General features: G+C 50.6%; 25 protein-coding genes, 2 tRNA genes and 1 pseudogene. 14 read left to right on the top strand and 14 right to left on the bottom strand.

What is annotated here, in order from left to right; all coding sequences use genetic code 11:
- Positions 1 to 331: 331 nt before the first annotated feature.
- From E7Z62_00730 to E7Z62_00715, 4 genes are all read right to left on the bottom strand, one after another.
- A complete protein-coding gene (locus tag E7Z62_00730) occupies positions 332 to 1,264 on the bottom strand; it encodes a hypothetical protein (GenBank protein MBE6521646.1) in 933 nt (310 codons plus the stop codon).
- A 30-nt stretch (positions 1,265 to 1,294) separates the two neighbouring features.
- Positions 1,295 to 1,726 carry a hypothetical protein gene (locus E7Z62_00725; protein ID MBE6521645.1) on the bottom strand — a complete coding sequence of 144 codons (432 nt, stop codon included), beginning with the start codon at positions 1,724 to 1,726 and terminating at the stop codon, positions 1,295 to 1,297.
- 426 nt (positions 1,727 to 2,152) lie between these two features.
- On the bottom strand, positions 2,153 to 3,565 hold the full coding sequence (locus E7Z62_00720; GenBank protein MBE6521644.1) for an MFS transporter: 1,413 nt from the start codon (positions 3,563 to 3,565) through the stop codon (positions 2,153 to 2,155).
- Positions 3,566 to 3,908: 343 nt separating this feature from the next.
- Positions 3,909 to 4,754, bottom strand: a complete 846-nt coding sequence (locus E7Z62_00715) for a hypothetical protein (GenBank protein ID MBE6521643.1) — start codon at positions 4,752 to 4,754, stop codon at positions 3,909 to 3,911.
- A 206-nt stretch (positions 4,755 to 4,960) separates the two neighbouring features.
- On the opposite strand from E7Z62_00715, the gene E7Z62_00710 reads away from it, so the two are divergent.
- On the top strand, positions 4,961 to 5,299 hold the full coding sequence (locus E7Z62_00710; protein ID MBE6521642.1) for a helix-turn-helix transcriptional regulator: 339 nt from the start codon (positions 4,961 to 4,963) through the stop codon (positions 5,297 to 5,299).
- Between the two features lie 52 nt (positions 5,300 to 5,351).
- Positions 5,352 to 6,590, top strand: coding sequence for a hypothetical protein (locus tag E7Z62_00705; GenBank protein ID MBE6521641.1), 1,239 nt, complete (start codon positions 5,352 to 5,354; stop codon positions 6,588 to 6,590).
- On the opposite strand, the gene E7Z62_00700 is transcribed toward E7Z62_00705, so the two are convergent.
- Both E7Z62_00700 and E7Z62_00695 read right to left on the bottom strand, forming a co-directional pair.
- A complete protein-coding gene (locus E7Z62_00700) occupies positions 6,591 to 7,973 on the bottom strand; it encodes a hypothetical protein (protein ID MBE6521640.1) in 1,383 nt (460 codons plus the stop codon).
- A gap of 11 nt (positions 7,974 to 7,984) precedes the next feature.
- Positions 7,985 to 8,458, bottom strand: a complete 474-nt coding sequence (locus E7Z62_00695) for a hypothetical protein (GenBank protein ID MBE6521639.1) — start codon at positions 8,456 to 8,458, stop codon at positions 7,985 to 7,987.
- A 96-nt stretch (positions 8,459 to 8,554) separates the two neighbouring features.
- On the opposite strand from E7Z62_00695, the gene E7Z62_00690 reads away from it, so the two are divergent.
- Positions 8,555 to 9,970, top strand: a complete 1,416-nt coding sequence (locus tag E7Z62_00690; GenBank protein ID MBE6521638.1) for a hypothetical protein — start codon at positions 8,555 to 8,557, stop codon at positions 9,968 to 9,970.
- A 14-nt stretch (positions 9,971 to 9,984) separates the two neighbouring features.
- Here E7Z62_00690 and E7Z62_00685 read toward each other — a convergent pair whose 3' ends face one another.
- The gene (locus E7Z62_00685) at positions 9,985 to 11,220 is read right to left on the bottom strand and encodes a Fic family protein (protein ID MBE6521637.1); all 1,236 of its coding nucleotides are present in this window, start codon (positions 11,218 to 11,220) and stop codon (positions 9,985 to 9,987) included.
- Positions 11,221 to 11,265: 45 nt separating this feature from the next.
- Between E7Z62_00685 and E7Z62_00680 the strand changes: the two are divergent.
- Positions 11,266 to 11,788, top strand: a pseudogene (locus E7Z62_00680) (flavodoxin).
- A gap of 74 nt (positions 11,789 to 11,862) precedes the next feature.
- Here E7Z62_00680 and E7Z62_00675 read toward each other — a convergent pair.
- Complete coding sequence (locus tag E7Z62_00675; protein ID MBE6521636.1) at positions 11,863 to 12,393, bottom strand: DUF2798 domain-containing protein; 531 nt, start codon at positions 12,391 to 12,393, stop codon at positions 11,863 to 11,865.
- A 196-nt stretch (positions 12,394 to 12,589) separates the two neighbouring features.
- Between E7Z62_00675 and E7Z62_00670 the strand changes: the two genes are divergently transcribed.
- Complete coding sequence (locus tag E7Z62_00670) at positions 12,590 to 13,561, top strand: hypothetical protein (protein ID MBE6521635.1); 972 nt, start codon at positions 12,590 to 12,592, stop codon at positions 13,559 to 13,561.
- Positions 13,558 to 14,553, top strand: coding sequence for a hypothetical protein (locus tag E7Z62_00665; GenBank protein ID MBE6521634.1), 996 nt, complete (start codon positions 13,558 to 13,560; stop codon positions 14,551 to 14,553). The genes E7Z62_00670 and E7Z62_00665 overlap by 4 nt, the downstream gene beginning before the upstream one ends.
- A 902-nt stretch (positions 14,554 to 15,455) precedes the next feature.
- Here the strand turns inward: E7Z62_00665 and E7Z62_00660 are convergent.
- Positions 15,456 to 15,529: transfer RNA gene (locus E7Z62_00660), tRNA-Met, on the bottom strand.
- A 90-nt stretch (positions 15,530 to 15,619) separates the two neighbouring features.
- On the opposite strand from E7Z62_00660, the gene E7Z62_00655 reads away from it, so the two are divergent.
- Positions 15,620 to 16,789, top strand: a complete 1,170-nt coding sequence (locus E7Z62_00655; GenBank protein ID MBE6521633.1) for an ATP-binding protein — start codon at positions 15,620 to 15,622, stop codon at positions 16,787 to 16,789.
- Between the two features lie 332 nt (positions 16,790 to 17,121).
- Here E7Z62_00655 and E7Z62_00650 read toward each other — a convergent pair whose 3' ends face one another.
- The 5 genes from E7Z62_00650 to E7Z62_00630 form a co-directional block, all read right to left on the bottom strand.
- Positions 17,122 to 18,651, bottom strand: a complete 1,530-nt coding sequence (locus tag E7Z62_00650) for a leucine-rich repeat domain-containing protein (protein ID MBE6521632.1) — start codon at positions 18,649 to 18,651, stop codon at positions 17,122 to 17,124.
- 291 nt (positions 18,652 to 18,942) lie between these two features.
- Positions 18,943 to 19,018 (bottom strand) — tRNA-Asn (locus tag E7Z62_00645).
- Positions 19,019 to 19,067: 49 nt separating this feature from the next.
- Positions 19,068 to 19,373 carry a hypothetical protein gene (locus E7Z62_00640; protein MBE6521631.1) on the bottom strand — a complete coding sequence of 102 codons (306 nt, stop codon included), beginning with the start codon at positions 19,371 to 19,373 and terminating at the stop codon, positions 19,068 to 19,070.
- Between the two features lie 317 nt (positions 19,374 to 19,690).
- The gene (locus E7Z62_00635) at positions 19,691 to 21,112 is read right to left on the bottom strand and encodes a carbon starvation protein A (protein MBE6521630.1); all 1,422 of its coding nucleotides are present in this window, start codon (positions 21,110 to 21,112) and stop codon (positions 19,691 to 19,693) included.
- A gap of 65 nt (positions 21,113 to 21,177) precedes the next feature.
- Positions 21,178 to 22,599: a carbon starvation protein A gene (locus tag E7Z62_00630; GenBank protein ID MBE6521629.1), complete on the bottom strand. Its 1,422-nt coding sequence runs from the start codon at positions 22,597 to 22,599 to the stop codon at positions 21,178 to 21,180.
- Between the two features lie 219 nt (positions 22,600 to 22,818).
- Here E7Z62_00630 and E7Z62_00625 point away from each other — a divergent pair, with 219 nt between their 5' ends.
- The 7 genes from E7Z62_00625 (at position 22,819) to E7Z62_00595 (ending at position 26,733) form a co-directional block, all read left to right on the top strand.
- On the top strand, positions 22,819 to 23,322 hold the full coding sequence (locus E7Z62_00625; GenBank protein ID MBE6521628.1) for a hypothetical protein: 504 nt from the start codon (positions 22,819 to 22,821) through the stop codon (positions 23,320 to 23,322).
- Positions 23,319 to 23,834: a tRNA (cytidine(56)-2'-O)-methyltransferase gene (locus E7Z62_00620; GenBank protein ID MBE6521627.1), complete on the top strand. Its 516-nt coding sequence runs from the start codon at positions 23,319 to 23,321 to the stop codon at positions 23,832 to 23,834. Before E7Z62_00625 ends, E7Z62_00620 begins: the two co-directional genes overlap by 4 nt.
- Positions 23,835 to 23,853: 19 nt before the next feature.
- Positions 23,854 to 24,396 carry an HDIG domain-containing protein gene (locus E7Z62_00615; protein MBE6521626.1) on the top strand — a complete coding sequence of 181 codons (543 nt, stop codon included), beginning with the start codon at positions 23,854 to 23,856 and terminating at the stop codon, positions 24,394 to 24,396.
- Positions 24,397 to 24,471: 75 nt separating this feature from the next.
- Entirely contained in the window at positions 24,472 to 24,783 is a 312-nt protein-coding gene (trxA, locus tag E7Z62_00610; protein ID MBE6521625.1) for a thioredoxin, read from the top strand.
- Positions 24,784 to 24,787: 4 nt separating this feature from the next.
- Positions 24,788 to 25,669: a thioredoxin reductase gene (locus E7Z62_00605; GenBank protein MBE6521624.1), complete on the top strand. Its 882-nt coding sequence runs from the start codon at positions 24,788 to 24,790 to the stop codon at positions 25,667 to 25,669.
- A complete protein-coding gene (locus tag E7Z62_00600) occupies positions 25,666 to 26,178 on the top strand; it encodes a helix-turn-helix domain-containing protein (GenBank protein MBE6521623.1) in 513 nt (170 codons plus the stop codon). The genes E7Z62_00605 and E7Z62_00600 overlap by 4 nt, the downstream gene beginning before the upstream one ends.
- 105 nt (positions 26,179 to 26,283) lie before the next feature.
- Positions 26,284 to 26,733, top strand: coding sequence for a helix-turn-helix transcriptional regulator (locus tag E7Z62_00595; GenBank protein ID MBE6521622.1), 450 nt, complete (start codon positions 26,284 to 26,286; stop codon positions 26,731 to 26,733).
- Positions 26,734 to 26,735: the final 2 nt, after the last annotated feature.

Below are 26,735 nucleotides of genomic sequence, written 5' to 3'. Positions count from 1 at the left end.
TACGTGACCTTTGACCTAGCATTTGCTGGATCCATGTCGACCGACCCATCGAAATCACGTTCTCAGTTAGCTCTCCGAAGCCATCGGAACGAGTCTAGGGACGTCTGACCCGGTTCTTTCGGGACCGGAATCGACGTCCGTTCTCCGAAAATTGCCCTCAATATCGGTCCGAAGTTGCTCCACACGCGTCTTTTCTCACCGTTCCTCTTCACGAAAACGGTAACTGAGAATGAGATGTACAATGAAAGGGCAGTGCGGAGAAGCTGTTCTCATCGAGAACAGCTATCCCACTGACAGTCACCAGCGGGATAGCTGCCGTCATCAAATGGTTTCAGAATAGTTGAAAATTGCGTAACGGCGTGAACCATTCTCTGAGGTTGTACTTCAGATCGAAGATCATTACTTCCAGGTACTTGCGTGCCGTGTCTATGAAGCCCGTCGCTAAATCATCTACCGGCTCTTGATCTTCACCGGCTGTCACCGCTTTAGCGACACTGTCGTCAATCTCAAAGATATGCCCGCCAATCTGGCCCCCTATCAACTGCTTGCCGTCAAGATCATACCATGCTCTGATATCGAACGATTTGCTGAACAGGGTGTCCACAATGGCGATGCCCTGTGGCATATACAGACTTTTCAGGGGGACGCCCTGGAAGGCCATACTGTAGACTATCTCGACGGATTCTCCTAGTACTATGGTCTCAAGGCTTGTACAATCGCGGAATGCAGCAGGCCCTATGGACTTGACTGCTCCCCCTACGACCACATCGTATAGTTTCTCGCACTCCCTGAACGCGTTCATCTCGATGGTCTCCACGGACTCACCTATCACGACCGATTCGATGTTTGATCCTCTAAACATTCCTGCCGGGACGTTCGTTATGCCATCGCCGATCACGACCTTCTTGATGTCGTAAACTCCAGCGGATTTCCAGATATTCTTAGTGAATAATATCCTGCCATCCTCATCATTGGGGTTCTTGGAAAGGGTAAGAGAGCCATCTTGGATCTTCCAGTCTATGTTCATTATGGTCCCCGAGGTCGGATAATCGAACTCGACAGGGACCATTTTATCCGCGTAATCGCTCCATCCGGGCGCGGCCTTATAGGCTTCCAAAGAACTTGCAGGAACATTTATCTGAGTAAGGTAGTAGTTATAGGAGAACACATCTTTTCCTATTTTCGGCGGGATCTTAGGCATCACCGTGACACTTTTCAGTTCATTGGCAAAAAAAACCCTGTCACCGATCTCGGTGACATTCATCGGAATAGTAATATCCTCAATTATACTGTACTAAAATGTCCTATCACCGATCGTGGTTAGAGTGTTCGGGAGAGAGACATCCCTCAAGCCCATTCCTTCAGAATTATGATTGTTACAGCCGGTCCAACTGAATGAATCGCTTGATAAAGATGTCACACCCTCTTTGACATAGACCCTTATCAGATCTGCGCTCCCGGGGTATTTAGAATCATACTCTAATCCCCACCAAAAATTATCGGAGTGTGCCATGACTCCCATTTCATACCCTGGAGCAGGATTCTTCGACGGATAGACATCGATTGTTCCGTTATTGTACACCCAATCTACGCCGCCCAATTGACCCGAGAGATGCAAATCGGCATCCAAGTCCTGATTGTCATCATAGATCACCACTGCGGATACCATCACTACACCAACTATGAACAGCGATGCGATGGCAATTTTATCTCTATTATGATTCATGATATCACTCTTACCACATTGACGGACACATTCAGGCCGTCCTAGAGTCTCTGCCGAAGCCGAACTCCTAATGTATATTAAATAAGCAAAGACCTAAGAATAAAAAGTTTGCTAGCAGTTTATCAGAATCTGTAGTAAACCTCGATTGTGCTGTGTTCTAATAATTAATTCAATTCTCTGGCATCTGTAAGTTATATCCGGATAGCCCCCGTTCGAACAGACAGAGGTATCGCATCAGAGAACGATTTCCAAAATGGTAACCCCATAGCTTTGCGGAGACCGGCTCTCTTGATCCAAACCATTGGAATCGTACTCAGCCCCCTATCGAATCTCGCACCCAGCGAAGATGGAGAAAATGTTCATAACAGTCGAGGTCAGGCACCGCAGCCGTTCAGTCATACCATATACCAATCGAGAGCTTGAGTATCAGGAAGAGGGGCTCCTCTCCTTGTCCCTTAACCCCATCCCTACAACGAATGCAAGCAGCGCGATGATTATCGCGACGAAGAATGCATGCTTGAAACCGGGTATGAGATCGACCGCGGGAACGGTCACGATGAACGCCATGAATACCGCGTTGAGGATCGCGACACCCGCGGAGCTTCCCGCCTGTCTGAACGTGTTCGTGATTCCTGACAGCTGTCCGTTCTGACCCTCTGTGATATACTCGAAAGAGAGGTTCGTGCAGGCCACCATCGCCATACCTATTCCCGCTCCCATCACGAACAGCGAGATGAGGATCCATGCGATGCCTGTGCTGTCGTTGTAAAGCATCATCATGTAGAATCCGACGGCGCATACCAATGCACCCGCGACGATGAATCTCTTGTTCTTTCCCGTACGGTCCGCGAGCTTCCCGACTATTGGTCCCATGACCATCATTCCGACGGAATTCGCGATGAGGATGAAACCGTATTCCATGGTCTCGTAGCCCTGCACGAATTGCAGATAATAGGGCAGCAGGAGATAGCTTCCCGCCATCGCTATGAACAGCAGCATCGTGACCGTCACGCTCCTCAGGATCATCGGGTTCCTTATGAGGTCCAGATTGACGAGCGGATCCTTCGTCCTCTGCTCCCACCAGAATACCAATCCCGCCGCGATCATCATGACGAAGATGAGTGCGATTCCGAGCTCTGAGGTCCATCCGATATCGGGTCCCTTGTTGAGGTAGTAGATGAGCGTGAAGAGCATCACGAACAGCAGTGCGACACCGACATAATCCAACTTGCTTCCTGCGTTCTCCAGATTCTCCTTGACATGCATGTACCTGAAGCAAAGGAACAGGCAGAGCAGTCCTATCGGGACGTTGATGAAGAAGATGTAAGACCAGTGGAATGTCGTTAAGATTCCTCCTATCGCAGGACCGAAAGCGGTACCTGCGGAAGCGGCCAATGTGACCGCTCCGATGGACGATCCCCTGATCTCTTTCGGAAGGTATGACGATACCATCGCAAGCGACATAGCGGTGACCATTCCGGCACCCAATCCCTGCACGGCACGGAGAAGGATGATCGCGTTCAATCCCAATCCCGGGAAGAACCCGCAGAGGCCTATCATGAGCGACGATGCGGCAAACACTCCGATACCGGTCATGAAGACCTTCTTGTATCCCTTGTTGGAACCGAGTTTCGACCATAACAGGATGAAGCAGCACAGCATCAGTGTGTAGATCAGCAGGACCCATGAGATGTTCGATGTGTCGTGTCCCGCTTCCAACAGTTCCTCTGCCATAGTAGGCAGCGCCACGGAAACGATGGTGGCGTCAAGAGCTGTCATGAACGTCCCCAGGACGAGTGCGAAAAGGATGATCTTCGTGTTCGGCTGACCTTCCGTCATGAACGGGAAAACATTATAGCACGATATAAAACAAGATAATGTACAATTGTTCAGGTATCAATCATAATCTCGTCAGTGCATAGTGCTTCCATTCATAATTCGACATTTCGGAGTCTGCTTCATGGAGTTTGTTCTTCCACATATCGACCTTTTCCATACAGCCCTTATTCTCGTATATGCCGATCAGTCTGCACATGGCTCTCATATCCCCTCTTTCTGCTGCTTCAGTATAGTATCCAATAGCGATAGCGAGATTATCTTCATTATCACATTTGGCGAATATGTCTCCCAGCGCCAGCAGTGAAGGGACGTAACCTTCTCTACCGCTTCTCTTCAGGCGGTTCTATCCGAATTCTTGATCAAAGGAATCTGCCGGATGATAGTATTGGATGATGCCCATCAGATACTGTCCTTCCAGAGGGTTCCATCCGTCTAATGATTTCTTGATCAGATCCATCCCTACGATACGTTTCCCTGAAAGGACATACTCCAAGGCCAGGTATCTGAAGGCGCATACGTCGAGTTTCGATGCTTCCCAATACAACAATCTTGCCTTGGACAGGTCATAGTAATGATAGAATTCTGATGAGCAGATCTCCGCTAGCTTTACCATTGATTGGAAGCACCCTCTTTTCGATTCCGACTCCAGTTTTTCAACCGTGTCGTCGATGCTTTCGCCATCATCCGACCAAAATACTCTCTCGAGGGCATCTTCAGCAAATCTGCAACCGTTCAGGGCGGACTCTGCATACCAATATACCATCTTTGTGCATGAGATGCGGTTCTCTTCATAGTATGCACCCATACGATATTGATAGTAGGCATCGCCAGACACTGCCTTCTTATGCATTTCGATGATAACGGGATCTGTATCGCTGCCCAACAGTTCGCTATCGAAGCCGATGAGTTCTTCGAAATAGGAGATGCTTCTGCGGAACTCGACCTCCGTTATCTTTGCCTCCGGCTGAGGTTTCTTTTTCAGAATGATGGGGTGGTCGGGGATCCTTCTTTTAGGAATCCCTAGGTCCACACGTCTGCGGTGTCTTGCTTTTTGCTTTTTCCTAACATTCTGCGGCGATATCTGAGCCTGTTTCTCTCTGCGCGATTCTTTTTTCGGAATTCCGTTGTGTTTGCGATATTCATTGTTATGGACTCTGATCACGATGGAGTCGAACTCCCATCCTAGCACTTCCGCACATCTGGAGGCGGATTGGATGCTGTGATGATTATGTCCGCAATCCTTCTACAAGGATCTATTGTAGGCACGGTAATTCCATCTGCGATCCATAGTATCGTTCCAAGAGTTCTACGTATGTGCCAGCATTACTATTATCAATTTGATGCATAGTCTAATATACTGCATACGCTATACTTAAGTATAGTGTAAAAAGGACCATGGATGAAGAGAAGATCGCCATCGGAATACATAGGATCGAGAATAAGGGGCTCTATTACACGATGTCAATGGTTCAGGGAAGATACAGGGTACCTATCCTATACTGCCTGTCGCTGAACGGACCTATGAGATACAACGAGCTGAAAAGGATGATCGATCCCGTGACATTTAGGTCACTAGCATTGACTCTAAAATCATTGGAGGATGATGGTTTGATCATTCGGAAAGATTACAATCAAAAGCCCCCGAGGGTTGAATACTATCTATCGGAAAAGGGCGAATCCATGGTTCCGTTGCTGAACAATTTCGTCGAATGGGGCGAGGACAACATAGGCTGACCCTAAACTCTCTGTATCGTTTGACACTAAGTCAAATGGGAGAGAATAACCAATGGTAGAATCAGTACCGGGCCTGGTCAAGATGACTGCGCCTGCCCTCAAGCATTACCTCACCAGTAGATATGAGGAGTTTGCGCTGTCGGAAAAGGCCGAGAAAGAATTATTCGACAAGATAGAAGCGATCGTCAAAGAACTGCCCGAATGTGATAGTTACGATCATCTGAGGGCTATGTGGATAAAGGTCCCCAGAGGGACCATCGAAGATTTCGATGATTACGAGTATTACGAGGAAGAGGGGATTCCCTATGAGGAATTTGAAGAGATATGGGAATCGAATTACCCTGATGAATACAACTGGTATGTTGTTAGATGTGCGGATGCCGGGCAGTATGGCAGATGGATAAGCATCGATCAGACTGCCTTCACTCCGGATAGAGACGATGATTATCCGCATGCCTGGTGCCATAAACCTTTGCTGGAGTGGCTAGTTACCGCGGTAAGGCAGCGTGTGGATGAGATAAAGGCAGGAACTTATGAGAGGGACGTATTGGAGAATCTCCCCCTGAAGTATCGTAGAGGGATCATGAGAAGAACGGATCTGTGGGAAAGTGGATACATCACCAAGGAAAGGGATATGGACGGACTGACCGCTGAGCAGATCTCCAAGTTCGAGGAGATGGTCAATGCGGGAATCGAGGATGTTCCTGTAGAGAGGATCCCTGAGATGACCGTGAATGAATACCTTGAGATGTGCAAGTTTTGCTATCGTGCCCGCGGGGATGGAAGCGGGGAATCCGATTTGTTCAGACAGCGGCATCATTTTGAGTGCTGGGCCTTGAACCCTTTAGAGGAAAAGGATCATGATGACCCGGATGCATACTACAAATGGCTTACCGGCAACTGTGACGGACATGCTTGGGAGATACGCGGAGGACACAGTTTTTCCAGAATGTCGCTGCATACCTGCTTTGACGGGGGAGGGTACTATTACATCCTTAACGGAAGCTGGGATCGCGGAGATTTCGTTCGCATAGCGATAGCACTGTACGAGGAAGGGGTGCCGGTATGTGTCGATGAGGCCAAGAAAGTGCTGAGGATGCTGAAGGGCGAAGATTGGGTAGGTGTCACGACATTCAAAGAGTGGCCCGCCTATTGCAACGGGAATTATTCTGATTATGATGTTCTCGATTGCATCGGGTACAGCGAAGAGTTGATCGATGCAGCGGGTGAGAAGATCGAGTGGTTCCCTGTTAAGACATTCTATCCTCTGAAGAATGCGAGGAACGAATGATCAGAGAACCCGTCTCAGTTTCCTGAACTGCCAAACGGCCAGTATGTTCATCAGCACGCCGCTGATCGAGTACACAGTAACCATGATGTAGATGATGCCGTCGAATGGATCGACACCGAGAAGACCGTATGCGCTCAGGGCGTAGAGCACCATCCTCACAGATCCCCAGAACAGGTCGAAGTACATCGGGACCTTGGCCTTCTTCATCGCCTGCAGCAATGCTGCACCTACACCTCTCAATGCAAGGAACGGCAGCATTATCGCTGACAGTCCTAGGCACCATACGAGCTTCGGCATCAGCTCCTTCATGCTGGGCTCGTAGGCCATGATGGACATCAGCGGTTCTGCGAACACCATGATGAATATCATCGCAGCAATCGAGAATGCCGCTGTCAGCTTGAAGCAGTACTTGTACGCTGTCCACATCTTCTCCGTATCGTTCTGGCCGTAGGCCGCCGAACCAACAGGTATGAGACTGTTCTCGAACGCCCTCCCGGGAAGGTTGAACAGTGTGATGAACCTCCACGGATAGTTGTACAGCAACACGGCTGCTGTACCTCCGGCAACCACGAAGAATATCCTTTGGATGAAGGTCATCGCACTTGCGATGAGTTCGTTCACGGTCCTCGGACCACCGACCGCCATCAGCTCCATCATTATGGGGCGGTCGATCCTGAAGTTGGTGCGGGTGATACGCAGAACGGTCTTCCCTCTGAGATACCATGACAATCCGATGATGAGGGAGATCAGGGATGCAAGTCCCGTTGCCAGTCCTGCACCCATTATCCCCAGGTTGAAGGTGTAGATCAGTATGGGGTCCAGGATCATGTTGAACGCTGCTGCAGAGATCTGAATGATGGTGGACTTCCTGGCCGCACCCTCTCCCCTGAGAGTTCCTCCCAGGATGAGCAGGCAGATCATCGGAGTGGACATCAGGATAAGCGGTAGCATGTAATCCCAACATTCCTTCCTGATGCTGTCGACGCCGAGCAGGTCCATGGCGGGATCGAGTCCGAAGAAGAGGATCACGGATGCCAAGATCGACATCAAAACCCCCAGGTTGAGCGCGTTCGCGGCGAGTTTCTCGGCCATGCCGTTATCGCCCTTCCCGACACGGAATGCGACTGTCGTCGTAGCTCCCACGGATATACCTATCCCTGCACTCATCAGCAGGACGTAGAAGGGAACGACGGTCGAGATGGCGGAAGCAGATTGGGTTCCAAGACCGGATATCCAAAACGTATCGATGAATTGATTCGCCTCTATGATGGCGAACGCTATCAGGAAGGGAAGGAACATGCTGCGGACTGCCTTCTTCGGCTCCCCCAGCAGGGTCTCGAGTTCGTGGCGGTCAGATCTCAGAAGCTGTACCGTACCGATCACCCTCCATATCCTCAGTGTTCGAACCACTTGGCGTATTCCTTCTTTTCCATGCAGTCAAGCATCTGCAGTCTTAACCTGGTGAGGTCCTCTTGGTATCTCTCGTATTTCTTTTTCTGAGATACCTTCAGGAGTCCTTCGGAAATCCCGTTGCAGATCTCGATCGCCTCTTCGTCCAGATCGGCGGCGAACATGATCTTCACGAAATCGTATCTGTTCTTGAGGTTAGGTCCTGCGCTAGGAACGAGGTCGTCATCATCCTCGTCATCGTAGTAGGCGCTCTCGATATCGAACCTCGTGTTCTCGATCGCACGCTCCACCTCGTACTCATAATCGGAGCTGCGCTTCGCTATCTCCGCGAACACGTTGCGCATGCACTCCTTGAACTCCTCGTCCGTGAGGCGGCTGCTCATGTCCTTTATCAGGCCGGCGACGAACATGTCGGCCATGTCCCTGTTGATGAACTCGAACAGCTTTGCCTTGTCCATGCTGGAGGGATGTTGTTCCGATAAGTAATCCTTTCGGGTTTTTCGATATAAAAGTTCTAACTTCTATAAATTAAATGTAAAAGTTATAACTTCTATATGCTAAACTATATCTATAAACGACCCCATGCACAACCGATGGCCAGACTTATCGGGAGAGGGGCGGAGATCAGGGAGCTGAACAGGGCGTTCAACGATCCCGAGACCAAGACCGTTATGGTTTGGGGCAGACGTCGCGTAGGTAAGACCGCTTTGGTCCGCGAGTTCTGCAGGGATAAGGCGCACGTCATTTTGACGGCGGTGGAAGGCTCGTTGGAAGGGTCATTGAGGTCATTCGACCGGTCATTGGACGCCTTCACAGGGACCGAGGGGAGCGGTTCGAAGAGCCTTTCCGATGTGTTCGAACGCATCATGAACATCTTCGCCGGAGGAGATCGTCTGGTCATCATTCTCGACGATTACCCCCTACTTTGCGTTGCAGATAAGGCATCCGATGAGTACCTTCGGAAGTTCATCGACACCGGGTTAAAGGGGATGAAGGCGCTATTGGTCGTTTGCGGTTCCTCAGGTAAAACCATGAGGAGCATCCTCGAGAACAAGGCGTCGCCGTTGTACGGTAGCTTCCAGGTTAAGCTTTCCGTTGAGCCTCTCCGTTACAGGGAATGCAGGGCTTTTCATCCTTATCTCTCAGAGCAGAATCTCCTGAGAGTTTACTCAATAGCAGGTGGGATGCCGTACTACCATTTGATGATGTGGGGGAACGACATCGAGGACTGCATCAAGAATTCCCTGATGGGGTCGGGCACACCACTCTTCGAAGAGGTCAGGCGCATGATCTCCGTGGATATGCAGCCCGTCGACACCAACATGAGGATACTGAGGGCGATATCTGAAGGTCATTCGACCGGTAGGGAGATCGCAGATTATACCGGACAGACCACGACCGCATGCTATCAGAATCTGAGCAACCTCGAGGCGCTCGGTATCGTATCCCAATTGAATCCGATGTGCGGCGCGAACAAGAAGGAGAAGATCTACCGCATATCGAGCGGACTGGTCCGTGTCTATAATGATATTATTATTCCTAATATGACGGCGGTCACCGAACCCGACAGGGACGTAGGATACAAGGCGATGCTGCACCCTCTCATAGACTTCTACGGATCCGCTTTCGAGACAATGTGCAGGCAGTATGTCGCCGATAATTACAGATGTACGGAGATGGGCTCCTGGTGGGAGAAGAAACCGGAGAAGGATCCTATCGTCGATATCGTGGCGCACTGCAGGGACGGGGGCAACGAGTTCCATCTGGTATGCGAATGCAGGTTCGGCAACGAGGAGACCGGGATGAAGGAGCTGGACAGGCTGGTGGAAGCATCGGATAGGATGGAAGGGTGCTACAACAGGAGGTATTGTCTTTTCTCGCGTGCAGGGTTCACCGAGGAACTGAGGATGTATGCAGAGAATAACGGAATCGACCTGGTGGATCTTCGCAGGATGTACAGTATCGGATGATCTCTCGACCTTTTTCATTCCAAAATGGGCCTCTGGTTTTCATTCTCCAGTTTTATCCTCAAATCGCGGAGAGGGTCCTTGAAAGAGTATGTCATCCCCTTTGTATTGCCGTTCTTCTCGATTAGATCCATTTCGACCAGATTATCCATAATCTTCCGAAGTGTCTGACTGCCCAGACCGGGGATCCATGTGGTCGCCTCGTTAAAGGTAAACGTACCCTTCACTTTGGCGGTCTTCACGATGGTACGGGCATTCTCATTCAGATCCGAAATGCGGTCTTTGGCAGCGAATACAGTGACGGCCTCCTTGTAGGCTTTTTCCAGCGATTCTGCGACATACATGACCAGTTGAGAGTATATCCCGGTTGAGTCAGTGTAGGCCAGCAGATCATAGTATGTGGCGGAGTCTGACAGCATCTCCTTTTCGAATTTGCATAGTTTGCAGTTCTTCAGACCCAATTCCTGCAACAGTATCTGGAAAAGGGTGCGCCCTGTTCTTCCGTTGCCGTCTCTGAACGGATGTATGCTCTCGAATTCGTGGAAGAACAACGTGGCGGTGACTATCTCGTCGAAAGGCGAATTGTTCAGCCAATCTATCAAGTAGTCAAGTTCCTCTTCGATGTTCTTGGGCGGACAGGTGATGAAGAATTCGGTTCCGTCTGAACCGATGACACTGACCTCTTCGTCTCTAATTATTCCCGGGACGACGTCCTTGTTCACGCCCTTCATTAGGATGGAATGCGTGCTTTTGACGGTATCCAGATCCCACGGGAGGCTCATGGCATTCTTTGCGAAGAACGAGTAAAGGTGGTTGAGAATCTCTTGCACCGGACCGGTGTTCACCTCCATTGTTTCGCCGCTGGTGTATCTGTTCGTGATCTTCTTGACTTCTTCTAATGATAGTTGACTGCCCTCTATCTTGGTGGTCCAATGGATGTTATCCGCATATGCATCTTTGACGAGCTCCAGATAGTCATCCGATCCGAGAACGAAGCTATCCAATGTCGCATCCATTTTTCTGATTTCTTTGATTATTTTGCGATAGGTGAGCGGCAGAGCGATCATGGGTTGGAAAGGAACTTTGCGCTTATGTCTGACAGGGTATCCTATGGGCTTGAATCTGCTGTAATCGCTTTTATTATGATAATCTTCAGACATAATCGACAATAAGTCTCTAATACAGTTTAAAAATATTTTGTAATTAAGTTGTGTTATTATAATAAAAAATATCATAATCATGCTCCATTGCATTCTTAATCTAACAAATATATACTTGAACGGACCAAGGTGATGATGATGTCAAGGACACTGATTGCATTCTTCTCGAGAGCGGATGAGAACTACTTCGGTGGGAGCTACAGATATGTCGATGTGGGGAACACCGAGATAGCGATGAAGATGATCGCGGACATGATCGATGCCGGACATGTTCAAGATCGAGATGAAGAAGCCGTATTCCAAGGAATATGACAAATGTATCGACGAGGCCAAGAAGGATCTGAACAGCAAGGCCAGGCCAGAGATCAAAGATTTCCCTTACGACATGTCCTCCTACGACACGATCATACTAGGTTATCCCAACTATTGGGGCACAGTCCCCATGGCAGTACTGACCTTCCTCGAGGGCAACAACCTCTCGGGAAAGAGGATCCTGCCCCTGTGCACCAACGAGGGGAGCGGCATGGGCCGCAGCGAGAAGGACATCTCCGCGGCATGTCCGGATTCAACGGTCGCCGACGGCCTCTCTGTCAACGGAAGCCGTGTCGCGGACAGCGGGAAGAGCATCCGCAAGTGGTTGGAATCCAACAAGATCCTTTGAAAATTCAAGGGTTCGGGAGACGATTCCCGAACCCAGTTTTTGCAATGTGCCAGATAATAGAAATCTGACTTTTTTCAAGAAGTTATTTCACCCATCTTTGCCTTGTGCATCCTGACCATCACCATACGTGCTGCGGGCTGGGCTATGAGCATCTCCACCCAGAATGCAATGCAGAAGTTCCTCGGCCAGATCCTGGGCCAGTTCTCAATGAGCTCCATTACATCGATAGGGGTTCCTCCCAAGAGGTATCCGATGGTCTCTCCGACAAGTCCGCCAAGGAAGGTCAGTATGACGGACATCAGAAGTACACACGCGATCAGGTTGAAGCACAGATATGCGTTCGAGCTGTCCTCAGGTCCGATATATCTGTGGACGATCTTCTTCGCACCCCATCCCACGACGGTGTTCGCCAGGGTGAAGGCGACCAGGAACATCACCGGCCAGATCACGATATATCTGGCTGCGAAATCCCCGAAGGTATCCAAAGTGTAGCCCATATTGTCGTAGACGTTGTATCCGCCTATGATAAGTGAGGAAAGAGCCGCTATGACGCATCCGTAGATGATCCCTTCCCTTGCGTTCCAAGGTAATCTGAATTCTTGCATGTTGTGGCCTCGGCAGGATCCGCTGTTTCCGCCGAAGCTTACGATTTTTACGCGGATGCCTAGAAGGGGCGAAAGTGGGGACGATTATAAGGCTTCCCTCTGATAACGCATCAGATTATAACTAAATGGATAGAATGCATCGCTATCTCACAACTGCCCTGACATTCAGGCTGTCGATTTTGGGTGATGAAGGGACATGGACAACAGGAGTTTCAGAGAGGAACCGAAGAAGTGGATTGCTGGATGCGCATTGGGCGTAGTGATGGCATGCGTCGGTATCATCCTGATCATCTCCCTGATCGTCAACATGATAGGTTCCGAGAGCGCTTTGGTCTACCTCGGGGACAAATTTTTCCTGTTTTTGAGTAGGATAACCCTCATCATAGGCGGCGGTATCATAATCTTTGGAAGGCTGAGGGGAAACTACTACGCCGTCGGGGTATATGCCGTGACGCTGGGAACCTCCAGGATACTCAGGTCTCTGCCTGGCCTCATGACCCTAAACAATGTGATATTCTATGCGAACGTGGTCTTCATCATCGTCGGAGTGAATCTGGTCCTGGCGGGAGTCAACCATCTGACGGTGAGGACGAGGGACCCGACATTCATGAGGTACACGACCACAGCCATAGTCCTGGGATTCCTGCTTCTGGAGCTGTTCATCCTGTACGCCAGAGTAGAGCCTTCCAGTATCCTCGAGGTCACAGGCGACACCCTGGCGTACATCCCGCTATACATCGCCCTGCTCTTCGTGCTGTATTCGAAGGAATTGATCAGGAACAGGCCGATGGGACGCATCAAAGGGTTCGCCGGTGTATCCGCAGATAGTCTCTCCATAGGGAACGACGCATCGATAAGCGCGGATGACTGCAGCAAGCTGAAGGAGGGCTTCAACGCCTCTGGATGGAGTACTAAAGCCGTAGGCGGAAGGAACGTGATGGAGGAGACGATCAGCCTCCGTACGAAGCGCGGCGACAGGGATGTCGTCCTGAACAGATGGGACGGCGACCCGTGTCTTTACATCTCAATCGTTAACGATATCAGGGATTCGTTCGTAAGCGGCTACAGGATAAAGGCCAACGGCTATGAGGAGCATGACGGCAGGATCGACCTCCTGGATGACATGGGGGTATGTGCTTCCATCAGGGTAGAGGAGGGGGTACAGTGAACAAGAAGCTGGATGAGGTGTTCTTCTACCGTGCGGCCATCATCCTGATGATCGTCGCCGCAGTAGTGGACACCCTTTTGAGGATAATCACCGGGAGCCTATACATATCGGAGGAACTGGTCTATACCATCTCGGATTATCTCCAGACTGCTCTGTGCATATTGGGAGCACTTGCACTGTTCCTCATGAAGGACAGGTCTCTCAGAAGGATACTGCTGGTCTTGGGAGTCATGGCGTGCATAATGTCGCTGTTCTCGGCTTATATGATGCTGGTGCAGTACGCGGGACTCGTGGAGTACGATGTGTACAATTTCGTGAACGGGGCCCTGCAGCTGTACATCGGCGTCTTCCTAATCATCAACCTATCCCTGTTCGCTTCGAGGGTGTCCAACAGCACCACGGTGATGTTCTTCTGTATGCTGGGCATGGTTATCCTCAAAGTGATCGACATGATCACACCCATCCGTTTCGATACGGGACTCGAATTCATTCTGGAGGTCATCGCGTATTCGATCCCGTCCATACTCATTTTGGTCTTGGCCATGGTGATACTGAGGACGGACAGCATCAAGGCGGAGACGCTGCTTTTCAACATAAAGAACTCATTTAGCGATATCAGGGATTCAGCGGTCCCTGTGGGGGTCACGATGCTCCGCTCTGACCTGAGGACGATCGCCGATTCCCGGGACAGTGGTGTATGGGATCACGGATGCGAGTTCCGCATGAAATCCGCCTATTCCAATGAATACAAGGCAGTCTTCGATAGGAAGGGTGAAAGGACTCTCATGTACCTGTCCCCTGCCGGGGACGGAGCGGTCATCGATGCCCACAGGCTCGTGCTCAGAGGCATATCGACGGACTCCGGGGACTTGGAAACGTGCGATACTGCAAGATTCTACGGCGAGGACGGATTCTACATGCAGTTCATAGTCGCGGATTCTCTCCAAGGTGATGAGGAGACCAAGCAAAGCGACAATGAAGGATCGGTCTGAATTCCGGAAGCGGAAAGTGTCCTCTTGATCGGCTGTCCAGATCTGTGATTGTAATTCCTTCTCGACTCTAATGATAAAACGAAAATGACGAGGAACAGTGCGATGACAGTTATCAAGGCACTCTCTGACAATCTCCCTTCATACGATATTGACTTACGACTGCCACCTTTATGTAAGACGAATGATATCGTATCACTATGAGCAAATCTTATGATGCTTACATGAAGCTGGACAAGCGCCCCTATGCTGGGGAGTTCGTAGGTATGTGTGACGGCTTCATCATCGCTCATTCTCCTTGCCTAGAATAGGTCGCAGAGGCTACGAAGAAGGCATGCGGGCCTACTAAGGTACCTTTCATCGCACAGGTCCTTCCAGCCGATTGCATGCTCCTGTGATACCATGTCTATGGTTTTCAGATACTCGGAGACAGCCAATCCGGATGGCACTACTTGCAAGCGCCCTGCAATCCCCATTTGTTCTCCAATGGCAGTTTGAAGTACGACATACTCTCGTTGATTGACAGCGGAGCAGATATGTCTGCTTTGGATTTCAGATGGGCTAAACTTCTCGGTCTGGACCTCAATGGCGAAAGGACCAAATCATATGGTGTGACCGGTTCAGCTGATACCATTATCAGCAAAGTGACGTTGGAGATCAGTAAGGGTCATGAGAGCTATAGCATCAATGTTCCCGTCAGAGTTTTGTTCGTTGATGATACCGCCCCATATGGTACCCACGTTGATAGGAAGGAAAGGGTTCTTCGATGTTTTTGTGATAACCATCGACGAATCCAATCAGAAGATTAAATTGAAGCATAACGGTCAATCAGACTGAGTAAGCCATATCCTGTCATATATGCAAGTGCCGAAAAACTGTACACGAGCACTTTTTATAGAATGAGGTGGGCCCTACCGGGTTCGAACCAGTGACCACTCGGTTATGAGCCGAGCGCTCTACCTGACTAAGCTAAGAGCCCACAAGTGCGGTTAAACAGATTATACATAATAAATTATCGAATATCGGTTCAGAACATGTCCCTATATATGCCCGAGCGGTTAAGGGTATCATGGATTGGAGCCATTCCAGCGGAGAGAACAGGATTCCGACCAGGACGCTGGTCCTTTACGTTTCCTTCCTCGCCCTAGACATACTCATCATCGTCAGCGAGCTCCTCGCAGGCAGGATCGACCAACTTCTTCTGTCCGTCCCGATTGCGATCATGCTGCTGATAGCGATCATAACCGACCGCAAGGTAGCACATGTGCCTCCTCTCCTGATAATGCTGATGGTGTTCACGCTCCTTGTTGTGGTCATATCCAACCAGTTCAGGGACGCCCATGCTTTTATCAGTATTTTCTCAAGCATCCTGACGGGAGTCTGTCTGATGCTCATGGGACAGGTCGTGGTGTACACGATGATGCACTCCTCTCCGGAGAAGGAGCAGGACAACAAGAGTTTCGTCTACATGGCGGCCTTCGGCATCGCCATGACCGTCCAGCTGCTCATGTTCGTGGCGCAGATAACCTACTACCATTTCCAGCAGAACACCGAATTCGAGATTTGGATAATAACCACCTACGTCATCTACTCGATAGTCGGGGCCCTCATCACCATGTTCCTCAGCGAGCTGGGGGTTGACAGGTTCATCATCAACAGCGGCCTCAACAAGAGCATGGAGGCCTATACGGGCGGTTCATATTCCAACGAGCGCGCCAAGGAGGAGGCCCTGGCCATCATCGCCTCGGGCGAATCCGAGAAACTGGAGTTCAAATCGACGATCACCACCAACATACAGACGGGGGAGAACGACAAGAGGATGGAGAAGGCCGTCCTCAAGACGATCGTGGCGTTCCTCAACACCACCGGCGGAATCCTGATGATCGGGGTCTCCGACGACGGCTCCATCTACGGGGTGGACGAGAAGGAGTTCGACAGCAGGGACAAGATGAACCTGCATTTCACCCATATGATCTCCTCGAAGATCGGGGATGAGTTCTTCCCCTACATCTCTTTCAGGGTCATCGACATGGACGAGGGGAAAGCGATCATCCGTGTAGACTGTGCCAGATGTAAGAAACCCGTGTTCTTGAAGGACGGTAAGGTCGAGGAGTTCTACGTACGTTCCGGACCTTCTAGCGTCATGCTCACGGGATCGAATCTCGTCAACTATGTGAACAACAAGTCCACCAAGGACAAGATGAGCATAGTGCGCAGGATCGAAGAATTCGAGGAATGAGCATAGCCTTGCCCACCGATCGCATGATTGAAGAAGTAATGGTCGGTCAACGGTCTTCCTTAGTGTTCATTATTGTTCATAACCTGAGTTCGCCACATAAGGCAATATGATGCGAGCTCAGGTTTTAAAAATAAACAGCAGAGAGATTCGGGCCGTAACGCGATTTACCCGGCCATTTACTAGGACATTTACACGGACATGCCTCAGCGGACAGTTCGTGAGAGGACTCACAGAGATACTGGTGTGAGACCTCTCACGAGTTATCCACTTGAAACAAGCGGTACAAGGCACTTTAGGCTCCAGATACTGATTCCATCATATTCATACTCCTGTCACGATTCGAAATGAGGTGACCAAGAGGTTTTGATCATCAGATAGATGGTTACTCCGATGTCGAGCAGTCCCGGGATCTCGCTCGTTGCCCAATCGATGAGTCTGCTTACCGAGCGGCGTAAATAATCCTGTAACGGACTCAGCTTCTCAGGGATCTGATCGGACGGGGTACTGTCAGAATCCGATTCTCCAGCTGTGACCATATGTGCGGTGCCGAACAGCTTACCATCTGATTCCCACAAATGCCCTCTTAGGTTTTCCACTGTGGGCTCTACCAGATTCCCGTCGAGATCGTACCACTTGAAAAGACGATATGTGGGATCTATGATCTCGAGACCAGCTGGAAGATAGAAATTCTTCAGCAATTGGAACCCAGAGGTTGCTTCACCCATCCTTTTCAGTGATTCAGGGAATATGATGCCATCCAGCTTATCGCACCCTTGGAACGCGAAGAAACCTATCTCTTCTACTGATCCACCCATCATTACATCTGTTAACTGCTTGCAATTCGAGAAAGCACTACTTTCGATTATCTTCACGGAATCCGGTATGCGTATGGATTGCAGACCGCTGTTGCTGAACATGTCCCATTTGATGACTTCGATCGAGTCGGGCAATTCTACAGTACTCAGAAGCCCACAGCTTTCGAATGCGCCATATCCAATCTCTTTGACGGAATCAGGAATTACTACGGCAGTAAGACTGGTGCAATGTTTGAATGCGCCATCCCCTATATACTCGATCGTTTCGGGAATCTTGATCGATTTAAGATTACTGCAATAACTGAAGGCGTCTTTACCGATACTCTTGAGATCTGCAGGCAGCTGAACACTCTCTATACCGGAGAAGCGGAACGCCCCCGAAATCGTCTTAACAGAATTTGGCAAGTTAATTTCTTTGAGAGGACACCATTTGAATGCGCCACTCCCAATAGTATTCACGGATTCGCCCAGATAGACGTGCGAAAGCCTTTTGCACTCTGAGAAAGCGTCGCTTCCGATCCATTCAAGATTATCTCTTGTAATAACTTCCTTCAGATTCCCACACTTTTCGAAAGCGCCGTCCCCTATACTGATGAGCGAATGTGGCAAAACTACTTCATTAAGATTGTATAAGCCCTGGAAGGATAAGGCCCCGACATGAGTGACCCCTTCCATAATGACAACCTTCTCCACGGTATTGCACGTACTGTTATAACCCGCTGCATCAATCCAAGGTGCAGTAGTGTAATAGGAATACTGGGTTGCCGGGTAGTCTGCCATTGGACCAGTACCACTGACAGTCAGAGTGGTGTTGGACCAGTGATTAATACCATCAATCGATTTTATATGACCAGTAAGTTCTATGATGCAGTCATTCGATCCCCATGTACTGTGATGATCCCATTCAGATACATTAGCGTCAGCATCCTCAGAAACGATCAACAATCCAGATACGGCGGCAAGTGTAAGCATTAAGCATGCGAGGGATCTAACGTATGTAGACACCTTTCCTTTGAACGTTTTTATCCCAGAATCGGCGATCATCATATCACTGTTAAATCCAGGTCGTACTCGTATAAATAAAAGAGAGTTGGATTGTCATAAAAACTGAGCTCGCATCATATTACCTTATGTGGCGAACTCAGGTTCATAAGACGTTTCGTTCATGAGAATAATGATGTGTTTTTACCTTGAATTGATAGCTCGGATTATCTCACATTTTTTTCTGTTTTTTTCCAAAATTTTTTCCATTTTTTATGACAGTAAGGTCTGTTGGATTGCTCTTTATAAAGAAATAAGTGCCAGGAAGAGATTTATTTAGAAAAAAGTGAAAAAAAATGGCGCCGCCGCACGGATTTGAACCGAGGACCTTGTGATTAACAGTCACACGCTCTACCTACTGAGCTACAGCGGCAAGGTAGTAATCCTCGCAATGATGGAGACCTATATTAACCTATGTGACGTCAGATTTGCGAAAGCAACTCTTCCACCTTGGAATAGAGTCCCTTGACGTATTCCGAGATGTTCTTCAGGAATTCATCGTACCTGTCGGTGACCATCGCTCCCTCGGGAGTGGCCTTGATGATTCCTTCCTGCTCGAGGAGCTTCAAAGAATATCTGACCTTGTGCTTTGGAATCCCGGTCATCTCCGAGAGCCTGATGAGTCCGACGGGCTGGTTGAGCTTGACGGTCTTGAGAATCAGGACATGTCTTTCGAGAAGCGCAAATTCTTCCGAGATGGATCCGATTGGTTCTTTGCCGTCCGACATGTTGAATACCTAATGTCAACTGGAATGTAAAAAGAAATTGGGTTGAGGAGACTCAGGAAAGGTACGGAATCATCTTCCGTACCAGTTCTGCTTGCCCCATTTGCCGTAGTTCGTCCACCATCCCTGGATGAGCGATCCGCAGCAGTCGAGGGCTTTCTGCTCTCCCTCAGCACCCTTATAGACCTTGTAGCAGTTGAGACACTGCCACCTGAGTTCGGGTTCCTTGGTCTGCTTCATGCGTTTGTGATTAGGAAGTCGGTTAATAAGAGTTTGCTTTCGACCAGACCCTTGAATACAGGTTTAACGCTGGCAGAGCCTCAGAATTCTGTGGGATGAGGCTTGATCACCCTGAGGTAGTACCTGATGAACACCAGGGTGACGATGATAGTGAACATCGCTCCCAGGGCTATGGAGAGGTCGTAATCGAGGCTAAATCCCTCCGACCAGTGCAGTATGAACGACGATGTGACCATCGTCATGAATACCGCCGGGATGACCAGGAAGATGGCGTAACCCATGCGGTTCCTGTACGAAAGGACGAATATCGCAGCCGTCCACAGGGTCAGGCATGCCAAGGTCTGGTTCAGCCAGGAGAAGTAGTTCCAAAGGATGGAGAAGTCTATGGAGCAAAGCAGGAGGATCGGTATCATGAGGATGAGGGTGACCAGAATGACCTTTTTCCTGTTGGACGAGTCCATGTCCCTGTCGTCCTGAACCATCAGCCTTGCGGACCTCAGCGCGGTATCTCCCGAAGTGATTGGACATATCACGACTCCGATGACCGCCAGTATGCCTCCTATAGGCCCGGCTACGCCCACGGCGATGTCGTAGACCGCAGTGGACGCCCCTCCTGCCGCCAGCTCCTCGGCCAATCCTACGGTACCATGGAAGAAGGCCAGTCCGGCGGTCGCCCAGAGCAGTGCGATGACGGATTCGACGACCATGGCGCCGTAGAACACCATGCGGCAGTCCCTCTCGTTCCTGACGCATCTGGAAACCATGGGGGCCTGAGTCGCATGGAATCCGGAGATCGCTCCGCAGGCCACTGTGATGAACATGTCCGGGAAGTAATCGGTCCCGTCAGGGTGGAGGTTCTCCAATGTGAAGGTTGGGAACTCGTATCCTCCGACGATCAGTCCGCCTGTGATCAGGACGGCCATCGCAATCAGTATGATGCCGAATATGGGGTACAGTCTTCCGATGAGCTTGTTTATGGGCAGGACCGTTGATACCATGAAGTAGATTAGAATAAGTATGACCCAAACCAGCGAAGGAACGCCGGTGATCGTGTCCAGAAGGTCGCTGGCGCTCCTCGCGAACGTCGCGGATACCATGATCAGGACGAACAGGAGCAGGATGAGGACAGGATATCTCGTCTTGTTCCCGAGATAACGGCGGACAAGGTATGAGAGCGATTTACCATCATTGCGCTCGGACATCATCCCGCACATGTAATCATGGACGGCTCCTCCGAAGATCGTTCCGGCGACGATCCATATGAAGACGATGGGTCCCCATTTCGCTCCCATAAGGGCGCCGAATATGGGTCCGGTACCTGCTATGTTGAGAAGCTCGATGAGGTGGTTCTGGGCCTTGGGCATGGGGACGTAGTCGATGCCGTCCGCATGTTCCATCGCGGGAGTCGTTTCACGGAACGGGATGACCATCTTCTCGACGAACCTGCTGTATATCAGATAGCCCAGCAAAAGGCAGATCAGACATACAATCAGCAACAGCATGAGTTAACAGTATAAAAAGGACTGATAAAACTGTTTGCTGTATAGGTGCACCTCCAATCGGGCCCTCAGAAGTCTTCGGCATGGGTCCTGACTTTCTTGAGATAGTATCTGATGAAAAGGATGGTAACGGCGACCGTGAACAGCGCTGCCAATGCTATGCTGAGGTTGTAATCGAGGCCCAGTCCCTGCGACGAGTGGAGGATGAAGGACGATGTCACCATCGTCATGAATATCGCAGGGATGACGATGAACAGCGCGTAGTTGATATGGTTCCTGTACGAGAGGATGAACACCGTCGCTGTCCACAGCATCAGGCATGCCAACGTCTGATTCAGCCAGGAGAAGTAGTTCCAAAGTATGGAGAAATCGATGCAGCACAGCAGCATTATGGGCACCATGAGGGCGAGAGTGATCAGCATGACCTTCTTCATGTCGGACGAATCCATGTCTCTGTCGTCCTGAACCATCAGCCTCGCGGATCTTAGTGCGGTATCTCCCGAGGTAATCGGGCAGATCACGACACCGATGACCGCAAGTATACCTCCCACAGGTCCCGCCACACCGACAGCGATGTTGTAGACCACTGTGGAGGCACCTCCCGCTGCCAATGCATCTGCTAATTCTGCGGTTCCCTGGAAGAATGTCAGCCCGGCGGTTGCCCAGAGCAGGGCGATGACCGACTCGACGACCATCGCGCCGTAGAACACCATACGGCCGTCCCTCTCGCTCGTGATGCACCTCGAGACCATGGGCGCCTGTGTGGCGTGGAATCCTGAGATCGCTCCGCATGCGACCGTGATGAACATGTCCGGGAAGAACTCCTTCCCGTCAGGGTGGAGGTTATCCAAAGTGAAGACGGGGAACTCGTATCCTCCGAAGAACAGTCCGCCTGTGATCACGACGGCCATGGCGATCAGAAGGACACCGAATACGGGGTACAGTTTCCCTATGAGCTTGTTGATGGGCAGGAGTGTGGATGCCAGGAAGTAGATGAGAATGATGACGATCCATATTATCGACGGGATGTCCGTGATGTAGCCCAGGAGGTCACTGGCGCTCCTTGCGAACGTCGCTGATACCATGATCAGGACGAAAAGGAGCAGGATGAGGACGGGATACCTTGTCCTCTCTCCGAGGTAATGGCGGACGAGATACGATACGGACCTGCCGTTGTTGCGCTCGGACATCATCCCGCACATATAGTCGTGTACAGCTCCGCCGAAGATCGTACCGGCAACGATCCATACGAAGACGATAGGCCCCCATTTCGCTCCCATCAGGGCACCGAATATGGGGCCGGTACCTGCTATGTTGAGAAGCTCGATGAGGTGGTTCTTCATCCTGGACATCGGGACGTAATCGATGCCGTCAGGATGCGCTACTGCGGGTGTAGAATCACGGAAGGGGACTACCATCCTCTCGACGAATCTGCTGTATATCAGATAGCCCAGCAAAAGGCACATCAGACATACAACTAGCAATAGCATGAAATGCCCATAAAAATAGGTCCGATAAAAACGTTTTTTGGCTGTTAAGGAGGATTTAAGCACCTTGATTCCGGTTCCAATCTTCTTCTAAAATGCCAGATAAAGGCCAGTAATATGACAGAAAAATGAACAAAAACAGACAAAAACGGTCAATTTCTTAGTTTTTTCCTAATAATTTTCCCTATTTCATTTATAATATTGACGCTATTTAGCTAGTTTATGAACAGAATAAAGGTCATCAACGAGCCGTCCGAGCTGGTCCCCATGCTCAGGTCCGTTGACACACCAATCAAAAGAGAGGTGTTGAAAGAGGTGACCTTGGAATGGAGAACAGCCGACGAGATCGAGGAGAAATACGGTCCCGAAGGCAGGGACGCTATCATCTTCTTCGAGAAGATGAAGCTCGTGGAGATGCGTTGGATGTCCACGGACGGGAACTACCCCAAGAAGTCCTACCATACATACTACACCTCATTCAATATCAACGCTCAGTGGCCGGTCTATGAGATCAGCGATGTTCTCACGGCCGCCATGATGAGCGAGGAGGAGTACTCCGAGATCGAGTCCAAGATCCTCGAAGAGGTCGGTAAGGACGGTAAGTTCTCGGGCGACATCGCAGAGACATTGGGTCTGTCTTCGACGATGCTCAAGAGCCTTGTCCGCAGGTCGGTCAAGATGGATTACCGCGGGCACAGGATAGAGCTCATCAAAGAAGAGAAATGAACAACATTTGGATAATGAGGATAGGCCACCGTCCCGAGAGGGACAAAAGGGTGACCACCCATGTCGCATTGTCCTCCAGGGCCCTCGGAGCCAAGGGAATCTACGTCGATACGTACGACCCTGTGCTAGAGGAGAACATCCGCAGCGTAGTGGACCGCTTCGGCGGCGATTACACCATCAAGACCGGGGTGTCATGGAAAGAGGCGATGAAGGACTTCCAGGGAAAGGTAGTCCATCTGACGATGTACGGCCAGCAGGTAGTCGACGCCATACCGAAGATCCCCAAGGATGAGGACATCATGATCATTGTGGGTGCATCCAAGGTTCCGTTTGAGGTCTACGAGCGCGCCGATTTCAACGTCTCGGTTGGAAACCAGCCACATTCGGAGATAGCGGCATTGGCCATATTCCTGGACCGCTACACCGAAGGTAAGGCTCTGTACGAGGACCGTCACGGCAAGGTCACAGTCGTTCCTAACGAAAGGGGGAAGACCGTTGTCAATTCCGAATGACCGCCAGTGCATCCAGTATCTGATAGATTCGGGCTGCAAGAAGAGGGTCATAATCCATTGCTGCACCGTCAGGGCCGTCGCGGAGGAGATAGCCTCCAAGATAAGGATAGCAGACATGCCCACGGTCATAGCCGGAGCCCTTCTGCATGACATAGGGCGCTCCAAGGAGCACACGATCATGCACGCTTACATCGGATCGAAGATCGTCGAGGACTACGGCCTCCCGCAGACATTGGTCGATATTGTACGCAAGCATACCGGTGCAGGATTGGACCAGGAGGACGTGGAGGAGCTCGGACTCCCGCCGGGGGACTACATGCCGAAGACCATCGAGGAGAAGATCGTAGCCCACGCGGACAATCTGGTAAGCGACAACAGGGTTGTGGATCACAACCATTCGGTGTCCAAGCTGATCAACAAGGGCGCCTTCCGCGGAGCGGACAGGATTGAGATGCTGCATATGGAGCTCTCCGATCTGTACGGCGAGGACCTGGACATAATGCCCAAGAGGATCGGCGAATACCCCAAGCTCAAGACCGTTGATCAGTTCAGCATAGATTGAACACAGTTCGATATTTCCGAATAGCCATGTGAGTCCTTTTTATTACTGAATGGTATCCGTCCGTTCAGTGATATTATGGTGACTGAACTCACAGAATCAACGTTCGACAAGTTCATCGAGGACAACAAGGTCGCAATTATCGACTGCTGGGCACCCTGGTGCGGACCCTGCAGGAGGATGGGCCCCATCATCGAGGAGCTCTCAAACGAACTCGCAGGAAAGGTAGGAGTAGCAAAGCTAAACACCGATGAGAACCAGGCGATCTCCGTCAGGTTCAACATCAACGCGATCCCCACCCTTCTCATGTTCAAGGACAACGTCCTTGTGAAGACCTCGGTAGGACTCAAGCCCAAAGAGGCCATCCTCGAGGATATCAACAGCCTGTGAAAATATGGAAACAGATGTTCTGATAATCGGGAGCGGGCCTGCCGGAGTGCAGGCCGCTATCCACTCTTCCCGCAAGAAGGTCAAGACTCTGGTGGTGGGGAAGCCCATAAACAGTTCCGTCCACGGTACCGAGATAGAGAACTATTTCGGAGTGTATATGGACGGGGAAGGGCTTCTCAACGAAGGTATCGGTCAGGCCAAGACCTTCGGAGCGGAGTTCATCAATCAGAACATAGTGTCGTCAAAGGCGGAGGACGGTTCCTTCTCGTTTACCACCGATGACGGAACAGAGATCAAGGCCAAGGCCGTCATCATCGCAACTGGCGTATCAAGAAAGAAGCTGGCCGTTCCCGGAGAGAAGGAACTCTACGGCAAAGGGGTCAGTTACTGCGCGGTATGCGACTGCAATTTCTACAAAGGCCGCAGGGTCGTGCTGGTAGGCAACGAGTCCGAGGCGGCTTCATCAGCAAGGATGATGACCTCCTATGCATCCGAGACCTCATGGGTCGCATGGGACCTCACCGCGGACGAATCCGTAGTGTCGAAGGCGTTGGATGCAGGCGTGAGGCTGTACACCAACAAGCCCGTATCCATAGACGGTACCGACAAGGTGGAATCGATCACATTGGGTGACGGGACCGTCATTCCGACGGATGGTGTGTTCATCGAGCTCGGGGCCAAATCGGCCGCGGACATTGCGATGGACATAGGCGTCATGCCGGAGATGGACGACACCATCAAAGTGGATGCCGACTGCAAGACCGAGGTCCCCGGCGTTTTCGCCTGCGGGGACATCACCGGGAAACCCTGGCAGGTCGCCAAGGCCGTAGGTCAGGGATGTGTCGCCGGCCTCAACGCTGCCGATTACGTCAAAGAGAAATCATGACAGTGGACGACCTCATAACCGGGATGCTGAGGGAGGAAGGCGGATTCCAGATAGCCTTCCGCGGTATCCTAGATAACGAACTCCATATGTCCTTGAACGAGTTCTGCCGTGCCACCGGCATATCGCAGAGCACCCTGTACAAGGTCATGGAAGGGGGCAGGGAGCCCAATCTGAGGACCGTCCGCGAGGTAATAAAGGCCCTCAAGATCCTGAACACCGCCGAGGAGAACCGTTTCATAGCGATTATCGCGGCTTCTACAGCATTGGAGAGCATCCCGGAGAGCGTAACGGTTAGCGGACAGAGTATCAAAGTCCACGAATACCCTGTCGCCACACTCGAGGATGCAATAATCGCGGCTGTTCGTGCGGAGCGCGACGGGGCCTTGGGATTGGTGTGCGCGCCCATCGTCGCACCCACCGTCGAGAAGATCCTATCCATTCCCGTATCGCGTGTCATACCGACCTCTAGCATCCAAACGGCGATGGAGAGGTTGATCAATAATCTCTGATTTACATACTATTTTATATACAAATTTAAGGTGGAGTAATACGCGATTTAACGTGATACCTTAACCCTTAAAAACCACTATCACTATATCGTCAGCTGGTATTAGATGTTTGAGCTACAGGTGGTCAGTAACACACCCATGAGTGGTGTCACGGACGTCGATGTCGTCGCGGAGACACTCCTCGTACAGATAGGTTACCTGCCTAAGGGATACGACCCTAAGACAGGGGCAGTGACCATCAGGGACAGCGTCCCGTACCGTCTTTTCATGGACTATCTCATGGCCTACCCTTCCAAGGCGTGGACCGTTGAGGAATTGGCAGTCCTTTTGGAAACCACCAAGCCTACAATCTACAGGCACATCAACAAGCTGAAGTCGATGGATCTCCTTGAGGCCATGGATGTTGAGTTCAACAACCAGATCCGCAAGGGATACCGTATAAGGTTCGGGGACATCGTCAAGGCGTGGAGCTTCACCGAGGCCAACGTCAACATGGCGATGGAGAACTACCGCAAAACCGTCATCCACTTCCGCGAACTCATGGCTCAGAAGTGATC

This window comes from Thermoplasmata archaeon (assembly GCA_015063285.1).
In the GTDB taxonomy this organism is placed as follows: domain Archaea; phylum Thermoplasmatota; class Thermoplasmata; order Methanomassiliicoccales; family Methanomethylophilaceae; genus Methanoprimaticola.
This window is presented reverse-complemented; position numbering and strand designations above follow the sequence as displayed.

Bases quoted from the DNA above. Each gene is read 5' to 3' on its own strand.
- E7Z62_00730 (MBE6521646.1), bottom strand. From the start codon at position 1,264: ATGAATGTCACCGAGATCGGTGACAGGGTTTTTTTTGCCAATGAACTG.
- E7Z62_00725 (MBE6521645.1), bottom strand. From the start codon at position 1,726: ATGAATCATAATAGAGATAAAATTGCCATCGCATCGCTGTTCATAGTT.
- E7Z62_00720 (MBE6521644.1), bottom strand. From the start codon at position 3,565: ATGACGGAAGGTCAGCCGAACACGAAGATCATCCTTTTCGCACTCGTC.
- E7Z62_00710 (MBE6521642.1), top strand. From the start codon at position 4,961: ATGGATGAAGAGAAGATCGCCATCGGAATACATAGGATCGAGAATAAG.
- E7Z62_00705 (MBE6521641.1), top strand. From the start codon at position 5,352: ATGGTAGAATCAGTACCGGGCCTGGTCAAGATGACTGCGCCTGCCCTC.
- E7Z62_00695 (MBE6521639.1), bottom strand. From the start codon at position 8,458: ATGGACAAGGCAAAGCTGTTCGAGTTCATCAACAGGGACATGGCCGAC.
- E7Z62_00690 (MBE6521638.1), top strand. From the start codon at position 8,555: ATGCTAAACTATATCTATAAACGACCCCATGCACAACCGATGGCCAGA.
- E7Z62_00685 (MBE6521637.1), bottom strand. From the start codon at position 11,220: ATGCAATGGAGCATGATTATGATATTTTTTATTATAATAACACAACTT.
- E7Z62_00675 (MBE6521636.1), bottom strand. From the start codon at position 12,393: ATGCAAGAATTCAGATTACCTTGGAACGCAAGGGAAGGGATCATCTAC.
- E7Z62_00670 (MBE6521635.1), top strand. From the start codon at position 12,590: ATGGACAACAGGAGTTTCAGAGAGGAACCGAAGAAGTGGATTGCTGGA.
- E7Z62_00655 (MBE6521633.1), top strand. From the start codon at position 15,620: ATGGATTGGAGCCATTCCAGCGGAGAGAACAGGATTCCGACCAGGACG.
- E7Z62_00650 (MBE6521632.1), bottom strand. From the start codon at position 18,651: ATGATGATCGCCGATTCTGGGATAAAAACGTTCAAAGGAAAGGTGTCT.
- E7Z62_00640 (MBE6521631.1), bottom strand. From the start codon at position 19,373: ATGTCGGACGGCAAAGAACCAATCGGATCCATCTCGGAAGAATTTGCG.
- E7Z62_00635 (MBE6521630.1), bottom strand. From the start codon at position 21,112: ATGCTGTTGCTGATTGTATGTCTGATCTGCCTTTTGCTGGGCTATCTG.
- E7Z62_00630 (MBE6521629.1), bottom strand. From the start codon at position 22,599: ATGCTATTGCTAGTTGTATGTCTGATGTGCCTTTTGCTGGGCTATCTG.
- E7Z62_00625 (MBE6521628.1), top strand. From the start codon at position 22,819: ATGAACAGAATAAAGGTCATCAACGAGCCGTCCGAGCTGGTCCCCATG.
- E7Z62_00620 (MBE6521627.1), top strand. From the start codon at position 23,319: ATGAACAACATTTGGATAATGAGGATAGGCCACCGTCCCGAGAGGGAC.
- trxA (MBE6521625.1), top strand. From the start codon at position 24,472: ATGGTGACTGAACTCACAGAATCAACGTTCGACAAGTTCATCGAGGAC.
- E7Z62_00605 (MBE6521624.1), top strand. From the start codon at position 24,788: ATGGAAACAGATGTTCTGATAATCGGGAGCGGGCCTGCCGGAGTGCAG.
- E7Z62_00600 (MBE6521623.1), top strand. From the start codon at position 25,666: ATGACAGTGGACGACCTCATAACCGGGATGCTGAGGGAGGAAGGCGGA.
- E7Z62_00595 (MBE6521622.1), top strand. From the start codon at position 26,284: ATGTTTGAGCTACAGGTGGTCAGTAACACACCCATGAGTGGTGTCACG.